Annotated in this window: 17 protein-coding genes; 9 read left to right on the top strand and 8 right to left on the bottom strand. The window is 72.4% G+C overall.

Annotation, left to right across the window (positions count from 1 at the left end; translation table 11 throughout):
* Positions 1-301 precede the first annotated feature (301 nt).
* The gene (locus tag CLV63_RS30110) at positions 302-1,306 is read left to right on the top strand and encodes an ArsR/SmtB family transcription factor (protein ID WP_106586632.1); all 1,005 of its coding nucleotides are present in this window, start codon (positions 302-304) and stop codon (positions 1,304-1,306) included.
* 241 nt (positions 1,307-1,547) lie between these two features.
* The gene (locus CLV63_RS30105) at positions 1,548-1,802 is read left to right on the top strand and encodes a GlsB/YeaQ/YmgE family stress response membrane protein (protein WP_106586631.1); all 255 of its coding nucleotides are present in this window, start codon (positions 1,548-1,550) and stop codon (positions 1,800-1,802) included.
* A gap of 103 nt (positions 1,803-1,905) precedes the next feature.
* Here the strand turns inward: CLV63_RS30105 and CLV63_RS30100 are convergent, their stop codons facing one another.
* The 4 genes from CLV63_RS30100 to CLV63_RS30085 form a co-directional block, all read right to left on the bottom strand.
* The gene (locus CLV63_RS30100) at positions 1,906-2,829 is read right to left on the bottom strand and encodes a glycoside hydrolase family 16 protein (protein WP_170134381.1); all 924 of its coding nucleotides are present in this window, start codon (positions 2,827-2,829) and stop codon (positions 1,906-1,908) included.
* A gap of 388 nt (positions 2,830-3,217) precedes the next feature.
* Positions 3,218-4,135: a carbohydrate ABC transporter permease gene (locus CLV63_RS30095; protein ID WP_245929196.1), complete on the bottom strand. Its 918-nt coding sequence runs from the start codon at positions 4,133-4,135 to the stop codon at positions 3,218-3,220.
* Entirely contained in the window at positions 4,132-5,031 is a 900-nt protein-coding gene (locus CLV63_RS30090; protein WP_106586669.1) for a carbohydrate ABC transporter permease, read from the bottom strand. Before CLV63_RS30090 ends, CLV63_RS30095 begins: the two co-directional genes overlap by 4 nt.
* Before the next feature lie 56 nt (positions 5,032-5,087).
* Positions 5,088-6,353 carry an ABC transporter substrate-binding protein gene (locus CLV63_RS30085; protein ID WP_106586630.1) on the bottom strand — a complete coding sequence of 422 codons (1,266 nt, stop codon included), beginning with the start codon at positions 6,351-6,353 and terminating at the stop codon, positions 5,088-5,090.
* Between the two features lie 442 nt (positions 6,354-6,795).
* Here CLV63_RS30085 and CLV63_RS30080 point away from each other — a divergent pair, with 442 nt between their 5' ends.
* The 3 genes from CLV63_RS30080 (at position 6,796) to CLV63_RS30070 (ending at position 10,882) form a co-directional block, all read left to right on the top strand.
* Positions 6,796-8,070 carry an LCP family protein gene (locus tag CLV63_RS30080; protein ID WP_106586629.1) on the top strand — a complete coding sequence of 425 codons (1,275 nt, stop codon included), beginning with the start codon at positions 6,796-6,798 and terminating at the stop codon, positions 8,068-8,070.
* A 251-nt stretch (positions 8,071-8,321) separates the two neighbouring features.
* Positions 8,322-9,020 (top strand): thiaminase II, encoded by a 699-nt coding sequence (gene tenA / locus CLV63_RS30075; RefSeq protein ID WP_106586628.1) that lies wholly within the window; start codon positions 8,322-8,324, stop codon positions 9,018-9,020.
* A 155-nt stretch (positions 9,021-9,175) separates the two neighbouring features.
* Positions 9,176-10,882 carry a sensor histidine kinase gene (locus tag CLV63_RS30070; protein WP_106586668.1) on the top strand — a complete coding sequence of 569 codons (1,707 nt, stop codon included), beginning with the start codon at positions 9,176-9,178 and terminating at the stop codon, positions 10,880-10,882.
* 40 nt (positions 10,883-10,922) lie between these two features.
* On the opposite strand, the gene CLV63_RS30065 is transcribed toward CLV63_RS30070, so the two are convergent.
* From CLV63_RS30065 to CLV63_RS30050, 4 genes are all read right to left on the bottom strand, one after another.
* Positions 10,923-11,282 (bottom strand): VOC family protein, encoded by a 360-nt coding sequence (locus CLV63_RS30065; RefSeq protein ID WP_106586627.1) that lies wholly within the window; start codon positions 11,280-11,282, stop codon positions 10,923-10,925.
* Positions 11,283-11,311: 29 nt separating this feature from the next.
* Positions 11,312-11,977: a response regulator gene (locus CLV63_RS30060; protein WP_106586626.1), complete on the bottom strand. Its 666-nt coding sequence runs from the start codon at positions 11,975-11,977 to the stop codon at positions 11,312-11,314.
* Between the two features lie 544 nt (positions 11,978-12,521).
* On the bottom strand, positions 12,522-13,970 hold the full coding sequence (locus CLV63_RS30055; protein ID WP_106586625.1) for an amidase: 1,449 nt from the start codon (positions 13,968-13,970) through the stop codon (positions 12,522-12,524).
* A gap of 68 nt (positions 13,971-14,038) precedes the next feature.
* Entirely contained in the window at positions 14,039-15,022 is a 984-nt protein-coding gene (locus CLV63_RS30050) for a D-2-hydroxyacid dehydrogenase (RefSeq protein ID WP_106586624.1), read from the bottom strand.
* Between the two features lie 476 nt (positions 15,023-15,498).
* Between CLV63_RS30050 and CLV63_RS30045 the strand changes: the two genes are divergently transcribed.
* The 4 genes from CLV63_RS30045 (at position 15,499) to CLV63_RS30030 (ending at position 18,527) form a co-directional block, all read left to right on the top strand.
* A complete protein-coding gene (locus CLV63_RS30045) occupies positions 15,499-15,981 on the top strand; it encodes a DUF3830 family protein (RefSeq protein ID WP_211301552.1) in 483 nt (160 codons plus the stop codon).
* An 81-nt stretch (positions 15,982-16,062) separates the two neighbouring features.
* Positions 16,063-16,932, top strand: coding sequence for a maleate cis-trans isomerase family protein (locus CLV63_RS30040; RefSeq protein ID WP_170134380.1), 870 nt, complete (start codon positions 16,063-16,065; stop codon positions 16,930-16,932).
* 52 nt (positions 16,933-16,984) lie between these two features.
* Positions 16,985-17,734, top strand: coding sequence for a maleate cis-trans isomerase family protein (locus CLV63_RS30035; protein ID WP_106586666.1), 750 nt, complete (start codon positions 16,985-16,987; stop codon positions 17,732-17,734).
* Between the two features lie 94 nt (positions 17,735-17,828).
* Positions 17,829-18,527: a GntR family transcriptional regulator gene (locus tag CLV63_RS30030; RefSeq protein ID WP_106586622.1), complete on the top strand. Its 699-nt coding sequence runs from the start codon at positions 17,829-17,831 to the stop codon at positions 18,525-18,527.
* Positions 18,528-19,120: the final 593 nt, after the last annotated feature.

Genomic DNA, 19,120 nt, shown 5'->3' with positions numbered 1-19,120 from the left:
CCGCGTCCCGCCATCAGGGCCGCGCGCGTGGAGCGGGCGCCGTCCCCGGCCTGCCGGTCCCGTGCACGCGGGGCCGGCAGGCCCGGGAACGCCGGGATCCCGGGCCTTCCGCGCCCCGGTGTTCCGGGGCACAATCGGTGACTCCGGGTGGTGGCCGGTTCGTGCCACCACCCCGCATCGGCGATCCGGGTACCGCCCCGGTGCGTCCAACACCCGTGCGGACGGTCGCCCGCCGCATCCGCCGAGTGACGGGTGCGGGGCGCGGCCGCCAGGTCCGCCGTCGACTGGACGGGAGCCGGTGATGCTGCGAATCCACTTCGGACCTGAGGACATCGCCCGGCTGCGCGTCGCCTCCGAGCCCGACCCCATGTGGGAGCTGGTGGTGAGCCTGCACCGGTTCCAGACCCGGCGCGGGCGCGCCGTGGTGCTCGACTGGTTCGACGAGGCGCGCCGGGAGGTCCCCAGGCGGGGCCTTGCCGACACCGTTCGCACGACCCTGCTGCCCATCGCCCCGTTCTCGGCGTACTTCCCCGACTTCCTCACCCCCGACGAGGCCCGGCACGGGTTCGACGCCGCGCTCGACGCCATCTCGGCGACCCCGCCGGCCCGCCTCGACCACGAGATCGGCAAGCTGGCCCGCTACCGCGAGGTCCCGACCTGGGCCAAGGGGCTCGCCTCGGGCGAGCGCCGCCCGCGCGAGGACCTGCGCGCGGCCATGCGGAGCTATCACGACGTCGCCATCGCCCCGTACTGGGAGGACATCCGCGCCGACGTCGACTCCGACCGGGTACGCCGCTCCCGCGCCATCCTCGACGGCTGGACCCACGGGCTCCTGAGCTCCTTCGAGCCGCTGATGCGCTGGGAGCCCCCGGTGCTGAGCGCCGCCTACCCGGTCGAGTCGGATCTGCACCTGAACGGCCGCGGCCTGCGCCTGGTGCCCTCGTACTTCTGCTGGAAGCACCCGGTGGCGCTGGCCGACCCCGGACTGCCGCCGGTGCTGGTCTACCCCCTGCACAACGGGATGGTCCGGGCGCGCAGGGGCGGTGCCGCGGACGCCGGGAGGGTACTCACCGCGCTGCTGGGCGCCACCCGCGCCGCCGTCCTCGACGCGGTGGCACTCGGACTCACGACATCCGAGCTGGCCGCACGGCTCGCGGTCTCCGACAGCGTGGTGAGCCACCACACCCGGATCCTGCGCGACGCCGGGCTCATCGTGAGTACCCGCGACCGGCAGAACGTGCTGCACACGATCACCAGACCCGGCCGAGAGCTGTTGAACACGAAGTCCCCGGACTGGCAGGTCTGACCGGCCGGGCGGCGTCCCCATCGCCGCCCACGCCGCCCTCCCTCGTTCGGGGCGGGCGCCGGTCGGACCGTGCCCGTACGCGCGCCCCCATCATCACGTGCGGCGGGCGCGCGCCGCCACACCTTTCGATCCTGATCAAAGTGCGCCGGTCAGGGCGGCGACGGCGGGGCCGGAATGCGTGATCGGCGCGCGCCGGGGCATATCGAGGGTGTCGGCAGTTCATCCTCAAGGAGGTGCGGACATGGAGATCACCGGGATTATCAGCGCGCTCGTGGTCGGCCTGATCATCGGTGCCATCGCCCGGCTCATCATCCCCGGCAAGCAGCAGATCCCGATCTGGCTGACCATCGTCATCGGGATCGTCGCGGCGTTCCTGGGCGGCTGGGTCGCGGCGTTCTTCACCACGATGTGGCTCATCGTGCTCGTCGTGCAGATCCTGATCGCCGTGGCGGGGGTCTACCTGACCGCAGGGGTCTGGGGCAGGTCGCACCACTGATCCGGCGCGCGTCCCCGCGCCGGGCGGTACCGGTGCGGGGTCGCCGCACCGGTACCGCCCGATGCCCCCGGCAGGGCCGCCCGCCCGTGGAGGGCGCCCGGACTCAGCCGAGGTCGTAGACCCGCACGTAGTCGATCTTCATCTCCTGCGGGAAGGACGTCGAGCCGTCGGGGTCGCCCGGCCAGGCTCCGCCCACCGCGACGTTGAGGATCAGGAAGAACGGGTGGTCGTAGACCCACGGGTTGCCGCCGGTGTCGGCGGGGGTGAAGCTCTGGTAGGCGACGCCGTCGACGAACCAGGTGATCTTCTCGGGGCTCCACTCCACCGCGAAGTCGTGGAAGGTGTCGGTGAACGCCCAGCCCTGCGGGTGGTTGTAGGAGCCGGTGATCCCGTTGCCGCCGGAGTACCCCGGCCCGTGCAGGGTCCCGTGCACGGTGGCCGGCTCATGGCCGACGTTCTCCATGATGTCGATCTCGCCGCTCGCCGGCCAGCCGACGTCGCCGAAGTCGTCGCCGAGCATCCAGAACGCCGGCCAGACGCCCTTACCGGTCGGGATCTTGATGCGGGCCTCGAACCGGCCGTACTCCTGGGTGAACTTCCCGGCGGTGTTCATCCGGCCCGAGGTGTACTGGCAGGTGCCGTAGTGGCACTGGTGGGCGCCGGAGTCGTCCTTGCGCGCCGTGATGACCATGTTGCCCGCGCCGTCGTGGGCGAGGTTGTCTCTGGAGTCGGTGTAGTACTGGCGCTCGTTGTTGCCGCCGCCGTCGCCGTTGACCTCGATGTTCCATTTCGAGCCGTCGGGGGCGGTCCCGGCGTCGGCGTTGAACTCGTCGGACCACACCAGCGCCTTCGCCGAGGGGTCCGCCGCGGCGTTCGCCGCGGGTTCGGCCGATGCGGTCCCTGGTCCGCCGCCGGGGATGCCGTAGGCGAGTGCGGCGGCGGCCATTGCCGTCGCGGAGGCGACGGCGGCGGTTCGCAGCACGCGGGTGCGGGTGCGGCGGGGTCGTCGGGGTGCCGTGTTCAACATGTGCGCATCCGATCCGGGCGTCGGCAGCGGACCGGCGCGCGGTCGGGCGACCGCAACGGGGTGACACGGGTCCGGCCGATGCCCTTGGGGGGGAGGGACATGACCCGGTCCGCGTCCGCGACCGCCGCCGACCCTGCCGGTCGGACATCGGCGCCCGAGGGCGAGAGACCCGGCATGCACTGATGACGGAAAATAACGAATCGTCACCCTTAGTATTGGAAAGGGACTTTACTTAATCGTCGTTCCTGCCACAAGGGGGTTTCGACGGCTTTTGGGAGCGCTCCCGTTGATCACGGGAACGACCAGCGGCGATCACACAGAGGAATGCCGCTCCCGGCGCCAGGGGCCCGCACCCGCTGCCCGGCGGCGCCGACGGGCCGCCGGGTGCTCAGCCCTTGATCCCGGTCTCCGTGACCCCTTGGACGATGTAGCGCTGGAAGAACAGGAACACCAGCACCAGCGGCGCGACCGACACCATCGCCGCGGCGAACAGCTCCTGGAGCTCGATGGTCTGCGCGGTCAGATAGGTCGACAGCACGATCTGCACCGTCCACGCCTGGGAGTCCTGCGCGATGACCAGCGGCCACAGGAACGCGTTCCAGCTCCCGATGAACGTGATGAGCCCGATGGCGGCGAAGAACTGGAGCGAGTTGGGCACCACCACCCGCCAGTACGTCCCCCAGTACCCGAGGCCGTCGACCCGGGCGGCGTCCTCCAGCTCACGCGGGAAGTTCAGGAAGAACTGCCGGAACAGGAACGCGGTGAACCCGCTGAACAGCATGGGGACGACCAGGCCGCGCAGGCTGCTCACCCAGCCCAGTGAGGAGACCATCACGAAGGTCGGCACGAACGTCACGGCGGCGGGGATCATCAGCGTGGCGACGATCGCGTAGAACACGGCGTCGGCGTGGCGGTAGGGGATGCGCGCGAGCGCATAGCCCGCCAGCGAGCACACCAGGAGCTGGCCCCCGGTCTGGAGGACCGCCACCACCGCCGAGTTCCGCAGTCCGGTCGCCATCTGCGACCCGGCCCCGGTGAACAGCTCGGCGATGTTGCCCCATTGCAGCGCAGCGGGGAACAGGGTCCACTCGGGCGACGTGATCTCCGCAGGGGTCGAGAGCCCGTTGCGCGCGATGAGGTAGTACGGCAGCAGGAAGACCGCCGCGACCGCCACCAGCACGATGTACAGCACCACGCCGGCGGCGAGGGTGCGGGTGCGGCGCCGCCGGTGCTCGGCGGACCGCTGCGCGGCGGTGCCCGTGCCGCGCGCCGCCCGCCGCGCCGGGTTCGCGTCGGAGGTGCTCACGTGCGGTCCCGTCCGAATCCGAGCAACCGCCCCTGGATCAGGGTGACGATCGCGATGAGCAGGGCGAGGATGACCGCGCCCGCGGTGCCGCGGCCGAAGTCCTGCCCGGAGCCCAGCGCCGTGTAATACAGGAACACCAGGGGCGGGCGGGCGTAGGGCGGGTAGGCGCCGTCGCTGCCGAGGACGTTGTAGAACTCGTCGAACGCCTGGTAGGCGGCCACCAGGTTGAGCAGCAGCACAGCGGCGGAGGTGGTGCGCAGCTGCGGCAGCGTGATGTGGCGCAGCGTCGTCCAGCCCTTCCGCGCGCCGTCGACGTAGGCCGCCTCGTAGAGGACCTTGGGGATCCGCTGGAGCCCGGCGAGGAAGATCAGCATGTAGAAGCCCACCTGGAGCCAGAGCCGCAGCGTGACCAGCACCAGCCAGTACCAGGGCGGGTCGGTGACCGACAGCCAGGCGACGGTGTCGCCGCCGAACCAGCCGAGCACGGTGTTCGCCAGGCCGAACCGGACCCCGTTGAAGATGGACAGCTTCCAGATGAGCGCGGCCACCACGTAGGAGCACGCCGCCGGCAGGAAGTACACCGAGCGCAGCAGCGGCTGCGCCCAGCGGGCCTGGTTCACCAGCAGCGCCAGTGCCAGCGAGCAGGCGAACGTCGTCGGCACGATGAACAGCGCGAACAGGGTGAACGTGAGCAGGCTGTCGAGGAACGCCGGCGAGGTCAGCATCTGCGCGTAGTTGCGCAACCCGACGAACTCGGTCGGCGCGACCGTGTTCCTGGCCTCGAAGAAGCTGAGGTAGACGCTCCACAGGATGGGGATGTAGCTGAACACGCCCAGCCCGATGACGAACGGCCCCGCGAACAGCCAGAACGCCCACGCGGGGCGGTCGAGGAGCATGCCGATCCGGCGGAGCGCCGTCGGCCGCGCAGCCGGGTCCCGTTCCGCCGCCACCGCTAGCCGAACAGCTTGTCGAGCTCGCGCTGCACGGTCTCCGCCGCGGTCTTCAGCTCGGTCTCGGGCTTCTTCCCGCTCTTGATGATGTTGGACAGCGCGTCCTTGTAGGCGCTGTCCATGGCGGGGGTCCACTCCGGCGGGGTACTCGGGCGGCCCAGTTCCTCGACAAAGCCCACGACGTCGGCCGCCGGGCCGGACGAGAGCTTGTCGGCCTTGGCGGCGATCGTCGTGCGCGGCGGGATGTGGAAGCCGTAGCCCAGGTTGAAGTCCTCCTGGTAGTCGGTCTTGTCGATCCACAGCCACTTGACGAAGTCGCGGGCTGCGTCGGCCTGCTCCCCCTTGGCGTAGACCATGGCGCCGAACGCGCCGACGGGGACCGACGCGGCGCCGTCGTCGGTGAGCTTGGGCCACGGCAGCACGCCGAAGTCGTCGCCGAACTCCGCCTCGATCTGCGGCAGCGCCCAGAGCCCTGTCCACTGCATGGCGGTGAGCTCCTGGAGCAGCGCGGAGGGGTCCGACCAGTCGGTGGGCGCGCCGAGCAGCAGCGCGTCGCTCTCGAAGAGCGTGTGCAGGCCGCCGAACGCCTTGGCCGCCGCCGGGTCGTCGAAGCCGACCTTGTGGTCGTCGGTGACGTAGCCCAGGCCGGCGGAGAACAGCGGGACCGGGCCGAGGACGTCGGCGCCGCCGTTGTTGCCGAGGAACAGCCCCTTGCGGTCGCCCTTGGTCAGGGCCTCGGCCGCGTCGACGAGGGCCTCGAAGGTCTTCGGCGGTTCGAGACCGGCGTCGTCGAGCAGGCTCTTGCGGTACACGAGCACCTGGGTGTCCACAGCCTGTGGAATGCCGTAGACGGACCCCTCGAAGGTGTGCGAGGCGAGCGACGCCGCGGAGAAGTCGTCCTTGACGTCCTTGATGATGTCGTCGAGGGGTTCGAGCTGCCCGGCGCGCACGAGGTCGGCCTTCGTCTGGTACTCGAACACGTCGGGCGGCGCGCTGCCCTGGAGGGCCGAGAGCAGCTTGGTGTCGTAGTTGCCGGGCGTCCACTGGACGCTGACCTCGGCCTTGTCGTAGGCGGCGGCGTAGCGCTTCACGGCCTCCTCCACGCCGTCCTCGCCGTACTGGTGGTACCACTGGGTGAGCGTTCCGGCGGCGCCGCCGCCGCGGCCGGTGTTGCCGCCGCAGGCCGCCGCGACCAGGGCCGCCGCACCGATGCCCGACGCCTGGAGGAACCGGCGCCGCGACCATGGGGGCACCCCTCGTCTCGCCATCGTCGTGCGCTCCTCTCCTCGGTGGACATCCGCCCCGGGCCGGCGCCGCCGCCCCGATTTCCTACGAATTCAGTGTGACTTTAGCGCTCCCGCGCATCGGGACGACACCATCACCCCCCGCCCCGCGGGGCAAGGAGCCGGGCGCCGGCGGCGTATCGCTGCGCACGCCCAACCGTGCCCCGGCGGGAACTTCACGCGAACGAAACATGCCCCACCGGTATCCTTAGGCGGAACGATCGTGCAAATCCGGCGCCGCGAGTGCGCGATTCCGCCGTCGTGCTCGTTAGGATCGCAGCGGACAGGACAACCCGCACCCCCGCCGCGCGTCGTATGGGCACGTGGAAGTGCCTTGGCGCCGAGTCCGGAGCCGCGCGGCCGCACCGGCCGCGTCTCCCCCTCTGTCCCGTCGACCCTGGCACCCGTCGAGAAGAGGCGTCCCCTCATGTCCGATGCCGCCGCACCGAACGAGAACGAGCCGCACGAGGCCGCGCCGGACGAGGGCGCCCCGGCGTCCCCTCCCCCCGCCCGGCGCGGCCGCTGGCGCCGCCCGCTCGCCTGGACCGCGGCCGTCGTCGCCGTCGCGCTGATCGCCGCGGCGGGCACGGCCTACGGGTACTACCGCTCGTTGCGCGGCGACATGGTGCAGCACGACCTCGGCTCGGCACTGCCCGAGATGGAGCGGCCGCCCAAGATCGGCGACGACCTCAACATCCTCTTCATCGGCTCCGACGTCCGCACCGGCGACAACGCCGAGTACGGCGGCAAGGACTTCGTCGGCGAGCGCTCCGACTCGCTGATGCTCGCGCACATCTCCCCCGACAAGGGGGTGACCATGGTGAACTTCCCGCGCGACTCAGTGGTCGAGCTGCCCGAATGCACGCCCTACGGCAAGACCGAGGGCACCCCCGGCTACTACGGGATGATCAACGCCGCCCTGTTCCACGGCGGCCCGCCGTGCGCGGTCAAGGCCGTGGAGTCGCTCACCGACATCCGCGTCGACCACTTCGTCCACCTCAGCTTCGTGGGCTTCCGCGACATGGTCGACGCCGTCGGCGGCGTACGCATGTGCATCCCCGAACCCATGAAGGACGAGCGCTCGCACCTCGACCTCGACGCCGGCCGGCAGACCCTCGACGGCAGGGAGTCGCTGGCGTTCGTCCGCGCCCGCTACGAGATCGGCGACGGCGGCGACATCGGGCGCATCGACCGCCAGCAGATCTTCCTGTCCGAACTCGCGACCAAGGCGACCAGCAGCGACGTCCTCACCGACCCCGCGAAGCTGACCGGCCTGCTCGAAGCCGTCTCCAAGCACACGTCCACCGACGACGACCTGACACTCGACACCATGCTGTCGCTCGGCAGCACACTCGGCGACACCGACGTCAAGGACATCACCTTCTACACCGTCCCCTGGGAGCAGGCCCCGTTCGACCCCAACCGGGTCGTGTGGAACGAGGAAAAGGCCGACCGGCTCTTCCACGCCATCAACAACGACCGGCCGCTGGACGACGCGCAGCTCCAGACGGGCCGCCCCGAGCCGTCGGCGTCCCCCTCGGGCAAGGGCGGGCCCTCGGCGACGCCGTCGTATCCGGCCGAGCCGCCGGAGCGCGAGACCGGCGGCAAGCGCGGCCAGGCCGACCCCGACGAGATCGAGGGCCGCGACGCCACCTCCGACGCCTGCGTCAACGGCCTCGGCGAGGGCACCGGCGACGACTGAGGCGCCGCGGCGGCCCCGGCGCGGGTCGCCGGAACGGGGCACCCTGGCCGTTCCCGCCCGGAGGACCGCTCTGTACAGTGGCGCCCGTAACCACGCGGGGTGTCCCACACCGGCCCGAGTCCGGCCCGGGACTGAGATGAGCGGGGGAGGCCCGCATCCGGCAGCGTCCTCGACGCGGCCCGGATGCCGAGCCGGAACCGCCCGGACCCGTCGAACCTGATCTCGTTTGCACGAGCGGAGGAACGGTGGAGATGACTGCTGCCGCCACCACGGACACCGGATTCACGGCCGAGCTGGGGCGGGCCAACGCCGGCCTGTTCGACGCCTTCTACGAGCACCCCTTCCTCGCGGGGATGCGCGACGGCACCCTCGCGAAGGAGAAGGTGCTGCACTACGTCGGCCAGGACCACCAGTACCTGAGCGCCTACATCCGCTGCTACGGCCTGGGCATGGCGATGTCGCCCGACCGGCGGTGGATGCGGCACTTCCACGACAGCGCGGCGTTCATCCTGGACGACGAGACCCACCCGCACCACGTGCTGTGCGACTACGCCGGCACCTCCTACGAGGACGCCCAGGTCGACCGGCTCGCGCCGACCGCCCAGGCGTACATCGACCACATGATGGCGGCCGGGCGCGACAGCCTCGGCGTGCTGCTCGCCGCCCTGCTCCCCTGCCCGTGGACCTACACCTGGGCGGCCGACCGCTTCGTGACCGAGGAGCGGCCGCCCGCCGACCACCCCCTGCTCGGCTGGTGGGAGTTCTACGCCACCCGCGACACCCAGGGCGTCACCCACAAGCTCCGCGGCCTCCTCGACTCCCTCGCCGAGGACGCCGGGGCCGGGGAGCGGGCGCGCATGGCGCGGGCGTTCGAGGACAGCTGCCACCACGAGATCCGGTTCTGGCAGATGGCGTGGTCGCTGGAGACCTGGACCGCGCCGGACGGCTGAGGCGCGGCACCCGCCGCCCGGCCGCGGGCGCCGCCGACCCCGACGGCGCCCGCGGCCGCCCCCGGACCGATCCGGGCGCCGCACCGCACGAGAACCTCCGTTTCGCCCGCATTTCCGCCGCGCGCGCACTACGGTTGACATCGGAGGTGGCGTCCATGCACAGGCCAGTGGAACCACTCGACCCCCCGACGGTGCCGCAGGTGCGGCTGGACGAGCTGCGCAGCCGGCTGGAGGACGCGCTCTCGACCCGCGACCGGGTCCACTCCCTGCTGGAGGCCGTCCTCTCCATCGGCAGCGACCTGGAGCTCGGAACCGTGCTGCGCCGCATCACCGAGGCGGCGGCGCACCTCGTCGACGCCGAATACGCGGGGCTCGGCGTCGTCGACGGCAGTGGCACGTTCACCGAGTTCATCCCCGTGGGCGTGCCCGCGGGCGAGGCGCTGCGGATCCCCCGGTTCCCGCACGGCGAGGGCGTGCTCGGCTACCCCACGCGGGAGCGCCGCCCGCTGCGCATCGGCGACATGCGCCGGCATGCCGACTTCAGCGGCTTCCCCCCGGGCCACCCGGCCATGACCAGCTTCCTCGGCGTGCCCATCCAGGTGCGTGACGAGGTGTTCGGCAACCTGTACCTCGCCGACAAGAACGGCGGCGGGGAGTTCGACGCCGACGACGAGGCCGTCGTCACCGCGCTCGCCACCGCCGCCGGCGTCGCGATCGAGAACGCCAGGATGTACGAGGACTCCCGGCAGCGTGAGCGCTACCTCACCAGCTCAACAGAGATCAGCACCCGGCTGCTGTCGGGCGAGGCCGCCGAGGACGTCCTCGGCTACCTCGTCCAGCAGGCCCGCCAGATGGCGGGCGCCGACCTCGCCGTGCTGCTGCTCCCCGACGCGGCCGACAGCGAACTCACCGCCGAGATCGCCGACGGCGAGGGCGCCCAGGTCTTCGTCGGCGCCTGCATGCGCATGGCCGACTCCCCGTGCGGCCAGGTGTACCGCCTGGGGAAGGGCGGCATCGTGCCCGACCTGCGCCACGCGGACTGCCCGATGCTGACCGGCCACGAGTTCCGGCCCGGCCTGCTCGTCCTGCTGGGCACGCCCAACCAGAGCCGCGGCGTACTCGTCCTCGGCAAGATCGGCGCCGCGGCCCCTTTCACCGACGTCACCAAGCGGATGCTCGACGCGTTCGCCGGGCAGGCCGCCGTCGCGCTGGAACTCGCGGAGGCGCGCAGCGACGCCGAGCGGCTGGTGGTGCTGGAGGACCGCGACCGCATCGCGAAGGACCTGCACGACATCGTCATCCAGCGGCTGTTCGCGTCGGCGATGACGCTGATGAGCGCCCGCCGGATGGTCGCCGACCCGGAGGCGGGCGAGCGCATCCAGCGGACCATCGACGACCTCGACGTCACCATCAGGGAGATCCGCTCCACCGTCTTCGCGCTCCAGCACCCGCCGAACGCCCACGCGCCGTCCCTGCGGTCGCGCATCCTGGCGTCGATCGAGGCGACGACGCGCACGCTGCAACGGCGCCCCGGTGTGCGCCTCGACGGCCCCCTCGACAGCGACGTCCCCGAGGAGCAGGGCGAGCAGCTGCTGGCGGTGCTGCACGAGGCGCTGTCGAACGTCGCCCGGCACGCCGAAGCCGACGAGGTCCACGTGTCCGTCCAGGCCGACGCCCGCCTCACCCTGGAGGTCACCGACAACGGCGTCGGGATCGCCGACGGCGGCCGCAGCAGCGGGCTGCGCAACATGGCGGAGCGCGCGGCGGCGCTCGGCGGCGGTTTCCGCATCGGCCGCCGCCCCGACCACGGCACAGAACTCCACTGGAGCGTCCCCCTGCCCACCCATCGCGCACCGGCCTGAAGCACCCCACGCCCACGTCGACCGGTCCCGCGGGACCGCCTCAGGGCTTGGGCGGCCAGGCGAGGCAGAACTCGTTTCCCTCAGGGTCGCGCAGCACCTGGAACGTGCCCTGCTCGTCGGTGACCTGCGCGCCGACCGCGATCGCGCCCGCTGTCACCAGTGCCGCGGTCGCGGCGGGGATGTCGGCCGCGGCGATGTCGAGGTGCAGCCGGTTCTTGCGCGCCTTCGGCTCGGGGACCGGTTGGAAGGACACGCGCGGGCGTCCGGGGCCGCCGCCGATGACGGACCAGCCGTCGTCCCGGTCGACGGGTTCACCGCCGAGCAGCACCGCCCAGAATCGCGCCAAGGCGGCCGGATCGGCGGCGTCGACGACGATCTGCTCCACTGCTCCCCATGCCATGAGGACCAGCGTAGGCCGAGCAGGGCACCTCAGCGCCTTCTGCCGCGCAGTTGGGCGACGAGGACGGCGGCCTGCGTGCGGCGCTTGAGGTCGAGTTTGGCGAGGAGGCTCGACACGTAGTTCTTCACGGTCTTCTCGGCGAGGTAGAGGCGATCGCCGATCTGCCTGTTGGTCATGCCCTCCCCGATCAGGTCGAGGATCTGGCGTTCCTGGGCGGTGAGGGCGGACAGCGGGTCGGGGGCCGCGTCGCCGCCGCGGAGCCGCTCCATCATCCGCTCGGTGCTGCGCGCGTCCAGCAGCGATCCGCCCGAGGCGACGGTGCGGACCGCGCCGACGAGGTCGGCGCCGTGGATCTGCTTGAGCACGTACCCGGCCGCCCCGGCGAGGACGGCGTCGAACAGCGCCTCGTCGTCGGCGAACGACGTCAGCATCAGGCACGCGACACCGGGGGCGGCGGACCGGACCTCGAGGCACACCTCGACGCCGGTCCCGTCGGGTAGCCGGACGTCGAGGACGGCGACGTCCGGCCGTACCGCGGGGATGCGGGCGATGGCCTGCTCCGCGGTTCCGGCCTCGCCGACGACCCGCATGTCGGCCTCGCTTTCGAGCATGGCCGCGACGCCTCGCCGCACGACCTCGTGGTCGTCGACGAGGAACACCGCGATCGTGCGCCCGCCGCCGTTGCCGGTCGCCATGGCCGTCCTCCTCCCGCACCCCGCCGGGTCCCGCGGACCGGAGGGGGAAGGTCCGCGGGCGGCCCGCTGGCTCGACGGTAACCCCGCCGCGAGGGTGCAACCGCGCCGAAGGTCCCCCCTCCGCGGGACCAAGGTCCCGCCCGCCGCCCGGACCGCTCGCCGCGTGCGCGCGCACAGGACCGCGCCGGGGCGCATCGGGGCACGTCGCCGCGTGCGGGGCCGCGCCCGGCCCGGCGCGCCGCCCGCGGCGGATCGGATCGCCGGGACCGGTGAGAATCCGAGCGATCTGTGGGAATATCGTTGGCAGTCCTCCCGTTGGGAGGGTTGTGGGTCGGCGCGGTAGCAAGTGTCCCCCGGGCTCCATTCAAAGCCTTCGCGGAATACCGCGCCGGTACGGCCACCTCGGTGGCCGATCCGGCGGTCTCGGAGCCGCGTTGTGCGCCACGCCGTGAGGCGACCGCCGTGCCGGCCCATGCGAACGGCTCCGCCGGGATTTCGATCCCGGCGGAGCCGTTCGCTTTTCCGTGCCTTGCTGCGTGCCCGCCTACGGCCAGATGTGCGCCCAGGGCCGCGCCTGCTCGAAGGCGCGGCAGGCGGCGAGAACCCGCTGGTCGGCGTGGCGCGGGCCCACCACCTGGAGCCCCACGGGCAGCCCCGCTTCGGTGAACCCGCAGGGCACGCTAGCGGCGGGCTGCTGCGTCATGTTGAACGGGTAGCTGAACCCCGCCCAGCCGGTCCAGCGCTCGTCGGCCGAGCCGGGCGGCACCTCCAGCCCGGCGTCGAACGCCGCGATGGGCATGGTCGGGGTGATCAGCAGGTCGTAGTCCTGGTGGAACCGACCCATGGCCTCGCCCATGGCCATGCGGGTGGCCATGGCCCGGAGGTAGTCCTGCGCCGAGTAGCCGAGGCCCTCCTCGATGATGGTGCGCAGCCCGGGGTCGAGGAGTTCGCGCTGCTCCGTTGTCAGCGCGTCGGTGGCCTTCGCCGCGCCCGAGTACCAGAGCACGTGGAAGTCGGCCACCGGGTCGTCGAACGGGGGGTCGACCTCCTCGACGTGCGCGCCGAGCTCCGAGAAGGCGCGCACCGCCTCGGCGACGACCGCGGCGACCTCCGGGTCGACCGCAACGTGGCCGAGTGTGGCGCTGTAGGCGATGCGCAGGCCGGCCACGCCGTCGCCCAGTGCGCGGGTGAAGCCGTGCGGCGCCGGGGGCGCGAGCGCCATCCAGTCGCGGGGGTCGGCCCCGCTGATGACGTCCATCATCAGCGCGGCGTCGGCGACCGTGCGGGTCATCGGCCCGGAGTGGGCGAGGCTGCCGAAGGCGCTGGCCGGCCAGTGCGGGACCAGCCCCCAGGTGGGCTTGAGCGCGAAGATGCCGGTGAAGCTCGCCGGGATGCGCACGCTCCCGCCGCCGTCGGTGCCGGTCGCCAGCGGTGCGAGGCCGGCGGCGACCGCCGCCGAGGCGCCCCCGCTCGACCCGCCCGGGGTCTTGGCGAGGTCCCACGGGTTGCGGGTGATGCCGGTGAGCGGGCTGTCGGTGACGCCCTTCCAGGCGAGTTCGGGGGTGGTGGTCTTGCCGACGAACACCGCGCCGTTCTCGCGCAGCCGCGCGACGACCGGGGAGTCCTCGTCCCACGCCTGGTCGGTGGCTGTCGTGCGCGACCCCTTGAGAGTGGGGCGCCCCCGGGTGTACATGATGTCCTTGATCGACGTGGGCACGCCGTCGAGCAGGCCACGCGGTTCGCCGCGCGCCCAGCGCTCGGCCGAGCCGCGCGCGGACGCGATGGCTTCGTCCGGGTCGACCTGGCAGAACGCGTTCAGCGCCGGATTCTCGCGCTCGATGCGGTCGAGGACCGCCGTGGTGGCGTCGACCGGTGACAGCTCGCCGGCGGCGTAGGCCGCGAGGAGCTCGACGGCCGACAACGCGGCAGGGGAGTCCTCGGCAAGGGGGTCGGTGCGGTCGGCGGACACGGGCTGCTGTGCCTCAGTACTCAACGGGCGACCTTCTCGTTACTCGTGCGGCGCGGGCTGATCGGTACTGCGGAGCCGGGGCACGCGGCGGCTCATGAGCCGCTGACGTAGCCGCGTTCCTTGTCGACGACGTTCGCGGGGGTCCGGCCGGACAGGAACGCGTCGAGGTTCGCGAGGAAGAGCTCGACCAGTTCGTCGCGCCAGCCCACGACGTCGCCGGACATGTGCGGGGAGATGATGGCGCCGGGCAGCTCCCACAGGGGCGACTCGGCCGGCAGCGGTTCGGTCTCCAGGACGTCGAGCGCCGCGCCCGCGATGACGCCGTCGCGCAGCGCGTCGGTGAGGTCGGCGGTGACGACGGTGGGGCCGCGCCCGACGTTGATCAGGCGCGCGGTGGGCTTCATCCGCGCGAGGGCCGCGGCGTCGATGAGGCCCCGGGTGGCGTCGGTCAACGGGGCGGCGAGCACCACGTAGTCGGCGCGCGGCAGGGCCTCGCCGAGGCGGTCGGTCGCGGTGACGGTGCCGAAGTCGGGGTCGCCCGCGCGGTCGGTGCGCCCGCCGCCCTCGACGACGAGCCCGGCGGCGCGCAACTGGCGTGCGATGGCGCGGCCGATGGGGCCGGTGCCGACGACCAGGGCGCGGCGGCCCCCGATGCGCTCGGTCTCGCGGTGCCGCCATTCGCGGGCGCGCTGGAGGTCGTGGCTGCGCGGCAGGTCCTTGGCGAAGCTCAGCACCAGGCCGAGGACGTACTCGGCGATGGGCTGGTCGAACACCCCGCGCGAGTTGGTGACCAGGACGTCGCTGCCGACCAGGCCGGGGAACATGAGGTTGTCGACGCCCGCGGTGGCCGCGTGCACCCAGCGCAGGGAGTCGGCCTTGGGCCAGGCCGCCGCCAGCGCCTCGGAGAAGAGGTCCCACACGAGCAGCGCGTGCGCGCCGGGCAGGGCGTCGCCGAGGTGTTCGGCCGTCGTGTAGCGGACGCCGGCCAGGCGGGGGTCGGCGTCGATGCGCTCGCTGCCGGGCGGCAGGTCGGCGCCGTGCAGGACGACGAGCTGGATGGGTTCTGCTGAGGGCACGGGTGCGGCTCCCGATTCAGGGCGTGGACGTCCGGACGGCCTGACCCGCGGTCGTTCCCGGCGCCGCGGACGAGTACGGCGGCCCGGCACCCCGAAGTCAGTGAAACGCTAGGCAGCACCCGTAGGATTGTCAACAATCAGCTTCGGCCCGGCCCGCGGGCCCGGCCACCCGCCCCGCGGGGGTACGGTCCCCTGAGGGAGCGGGACACCCGGACGTAACACTCCGGGCGTTCACGACCATTGAACAGCCGCCTCCCCCAATCGTATGATTGTCAACAATCCGCGGATCGCCTCCGCAGGGGTCACACTCGACAGTGCGCACGGCGATCCGTCCGCCCCGCCCGGGCGACCCGGGCGGGTACCCCGATCGCGCCGACCCGGCGGCCCGCCCGCCCGGCACCCCAGCAGGCACGGCCGTCCGCGGCCCCCGCACGCCCCGCCACAGGAAAGGGCCCTACTCGACGATGCCCAGGTACATGACCATCAGCTTGGAGAAGCGCGGCGTGAGCTGCGTCGCCGAACTCCTTGACAAGGACGCCCCGCGCACCTGCGACGTGGTGTGGAACGCGCTCCCGCAGGCCGGCGACATCTACCACGCCAAGTACGCCCGCAACGAGGTGTACGCCATGGTCCCCCGGTTCGCCGAAGAGGAGCCCGGCCAGGAGAACCCCACGGTCACACCCATCCCCGGCGACGTCGTGTACTTCTCCTTCGACGGCGGGATGCTCGACCGCCGGTTCAAGGAGGAGAAGGGCATCGACGCCCTCCCCGGGGTCATCGACCTCGCGATCTTCTACGGCCGCAACAACCTCCTCCTCAACGGCGACGTGGGCTGGGTCCCCGGCAACGTCTACGCCACCATCGTCGACGGCCTCGCGCCCATGGCCGAGGCGTGCAACGACGTCTGGCGGTCCGGCGGCGTCGGCGAGCGGCTCGTCTACCGGCGGCTCGAAGAGTAGCGGGCCCCCACCGCACACCCGCGACGGCGGCCGTACGGCGGGCCGCCGTCCCGATGGAGAAGAGAAGGAGGTGAGTGACCAATGCGGACCGATCACGGGGTTTCCGGCCCCTCCCCCGGCGACGGCAGGCTCACGCCGGTCGGAGCGGTCGACAACGGCACCGATCCGAGCGCGCAGTCCGACACCCTCGACAACGTGGTGGAGATATCCGCTCTCACGGCGCCGCCCGGCCAGTCGGGGGTGGGCGTGGTCGCACCGTTCGATTTCGCGCTCGACCGCGAACTCTGGCGATGGGCGCCCGACGACATCTCGCTGTACGTCACACGGCTGCCGTTCGTGCCCGTTCCCATGACCGTCGACATGGCCGAGGAGCTGTGCGACGGCGCGAGCGTCCGGAACGCGACCCGCGACCTCCTCGCGCCCGAGCCGCTCGTCGTGCAGTACGCCTGCGCGTCGGCGAGCTTCGTGCACGGCGCCGACGGCGAACGGCGCCTGCACCAGACCATCATCGACGCCGGCGCCCCCGCCGCGGTCACCACCTCCGGCGCGCTCATCCACGCGCTGGCGGCGCTCGACGCAAACCGGATCGCCGTGGTCACCCCCTACGTCGACAGCGTGACCGAGCGGCTGCTGTCGTTCCTCGGCGAGCACGGCACCGAGACCGTCTCCAGTGTCGGCCTGGGCCTGCTCAACCACATCTGGAAGGTCAGCTACCCGGAGGTGGTGCAGGCGGTCCGCGAGGTCGACCACCCCGATGCCGAAGCCGTCTACATCAGCTGCACCAACGTCCTGACCTACGACATCATCGCGCCCCTGGAGCGCATGCTCGGCAAGCCGGTCATCACCGCGAACCAGGTGGGCATGTGGGGCGCGCTCAACGCCATCGGCCGCGACCCGGTTGCGCACGGCCAGCGCCTCATCGAGGCGACCCGGCGCTCCACGCTCGCCTGACACCCGCCCGCGATATCCGCCCGACCCCGCTCCGAGAGGAGTCGTGAACCACGTGACCACCGCCGGATTCCTGTACCCCGGGTACAGCGCCGAGGACGACTACCCGCTGTTCCAGCGCCTGCTCGGCGACGACGTCACGCTGCGCCTGGTGCACACCCTGATGCGCGAGGACGCGCACCGGGTCGACGCGCTGCTCGACGTCGGCGGGCCCGACGTCCTCGGCGACGGCGCGCGCGAGCTGCGCGCCCAGGGCATCGACGCCATTGTGTGGGCCTGCACGAGCGGCAGCTTCGTCTTCGGTTGGGAAGGCGCGAAGCAGCAGGTCGAAGGGGTCGCCGAGGTCGCGGGCGTCCCTGCGTCCAGCACGTCGTTCGCCTTCGTCAACGCGATCCGGCACCTGGGGCTGACCCGGGTGGCGCTGGCCGCGACCTACCCCGAGGACGTCGCGGGGCGCTTCGTGGAGTTCCTTGGCGACGGCGGCTCCGAGGTGGTCTCGGTCGCCAGCCGCGGGATCGTGACGGCGGCCGAGGTCGGCACCCTGCCGGCCGCCGACGTCCTCGACTTCGTCGCGGCGAACGACCACCCCGACGCCGAGGCCGTCCTGGTCCCCGACACCGCCCTGCACAGCGCCGCTGTGCTCGACGCCCTGGAGGACCGGCTCGGCAAGCCCGTGCTCACCGCCAACCAGGTGAGCGTGTGGGAGGGCCTCCGCCTCGCGGGGGCCGTCGCACCGCGCACCGGCCTGGGATCGCTGTTCCGGGCCGGGGCCGACCTCGCGTCCGCACCCGCCGGACAGGGGTGACCGCTACCGCCCGAACGCGGCCGGGCCCGACCGGCCCGGCCGCGGCCCCGCGGCCGCCGCCGCGGGGTCCGATTCAAGAGAGGCGAATATTGACATGACCGTCCCCGGCGAGCTCGAACCCGTGCCCCGGCGGTCCACCGCCGCCCTCATCGCCGACCAGCTGCGGTCGGCGATCATGTACGGGTCGCTGGCGCCCGGCGCCCAGCTCGGCGAGACCGACCTCGCCGGCCGGCTCGGCGTGAGCCGCGGCCCGCTGCGCGAGGCCATGCAGCGCCTGGTCCAGGAGGGCCTGCTGCGCAGCGAGCGCCACCGCGGCCTCTTCGTCACCGAGCTGACGGCCGCCGATGTGGAGGACGTCTACCTCGCGCGGCTCGCCATCGAGCGGGCCGCCTGCGAGCAGATCATGACCGGCAACCGGGGCGAGGCCGTCGCCCGGCTCACCGTGGCGCTGAACCACCTGGTGGAAGCCGCCGCGACCGCCGACCGGGTGGCCATGAGCGACGCCGACCAGGCGTTCCACCAGGCCCTGGTGAGCTGCTCCGGCAACTCCCGCCTGGAGCGCATGACCCAGACCCTGCTGGTCGAGACCCGCATGTGCCTCACCGTCATGCAGGACGCCTACCCGGAGCCGGCCGAACTGGTCGACGAACACCAGAAGCTCCTCGACGCCATCACCGACGGCGACGAGGAACTGCTGATGCGCCTGATCGACTCCCACATGCGCGACACCGTGCGGCGCATCAACACGCCCGAGACCGGCTCGGACACCGAGCGCCCTACGTCCGTGCGCTGAGCAGGTCCGTCAGCCCGGCGCCAGGGCGCCCGGCGCGGGGCCGCCCCGCCGTCCGATCCTCCTCGGGGCGGTCCCGCGCAGTCTCGGCCGCAGCGAGCGCGCCCCGCAGCCGGTCGCGCGCCGCGGCCTGGGGCATGCCGGTTCCACGCTGACCCGCGCCGCCCTCCTGCTCTCCTGGTGCGCGGGGGTTCCGTCAGGGGACAACTCTGCCGACCCAAGGTCGCGGTACGTGCGGCCGACTAGGGCGTGTTCCGTGGTTGCTTTCGGATCAGCGAGCGGCCGTCGCCCCTACTGCGCCGCTTCGCGATGGTCGCGCAGCGGGGGCCCGCCTGGTTGGCTGTTCGAGCCGATCGGCGCTTGCTACGCATCGTCCGGGCCCCCGCTGTGCGATGCTGCGGAGCTTGCGGAGCTTGCGGAGCTTGCGGAGCTTGCGGAGCTTGCGGAGCGCCGCACAGTAGGGGCGTGGCCGCGAGCCCGGAATGGTCCGCGGAACACGCCCTAGATCGTTGATGGGTTATTGCGGAGCCCGGTCTAGACACGGCGAAGGGCGCCCATGATCGAGGTGTGAACAAGAACCTGGACGCCCTTCTCAC

It is taken from the genome of Murinocardiopsis flavida (assembly GCF_003014485.1).
Taxonomy (GTDB): domain Bacteria; phylum Actinomycetota; class Actinomycetes; order Streptosporangiales; family Streptosporangiaceae; genus Murinocardiopsis; species Murinocardiopsis flavida.
The sequence above is the reverse complement of the archived record's forward strand: the minus strand, read 5'-3'. Positions and strand labels throughout refer to the sequence as shown.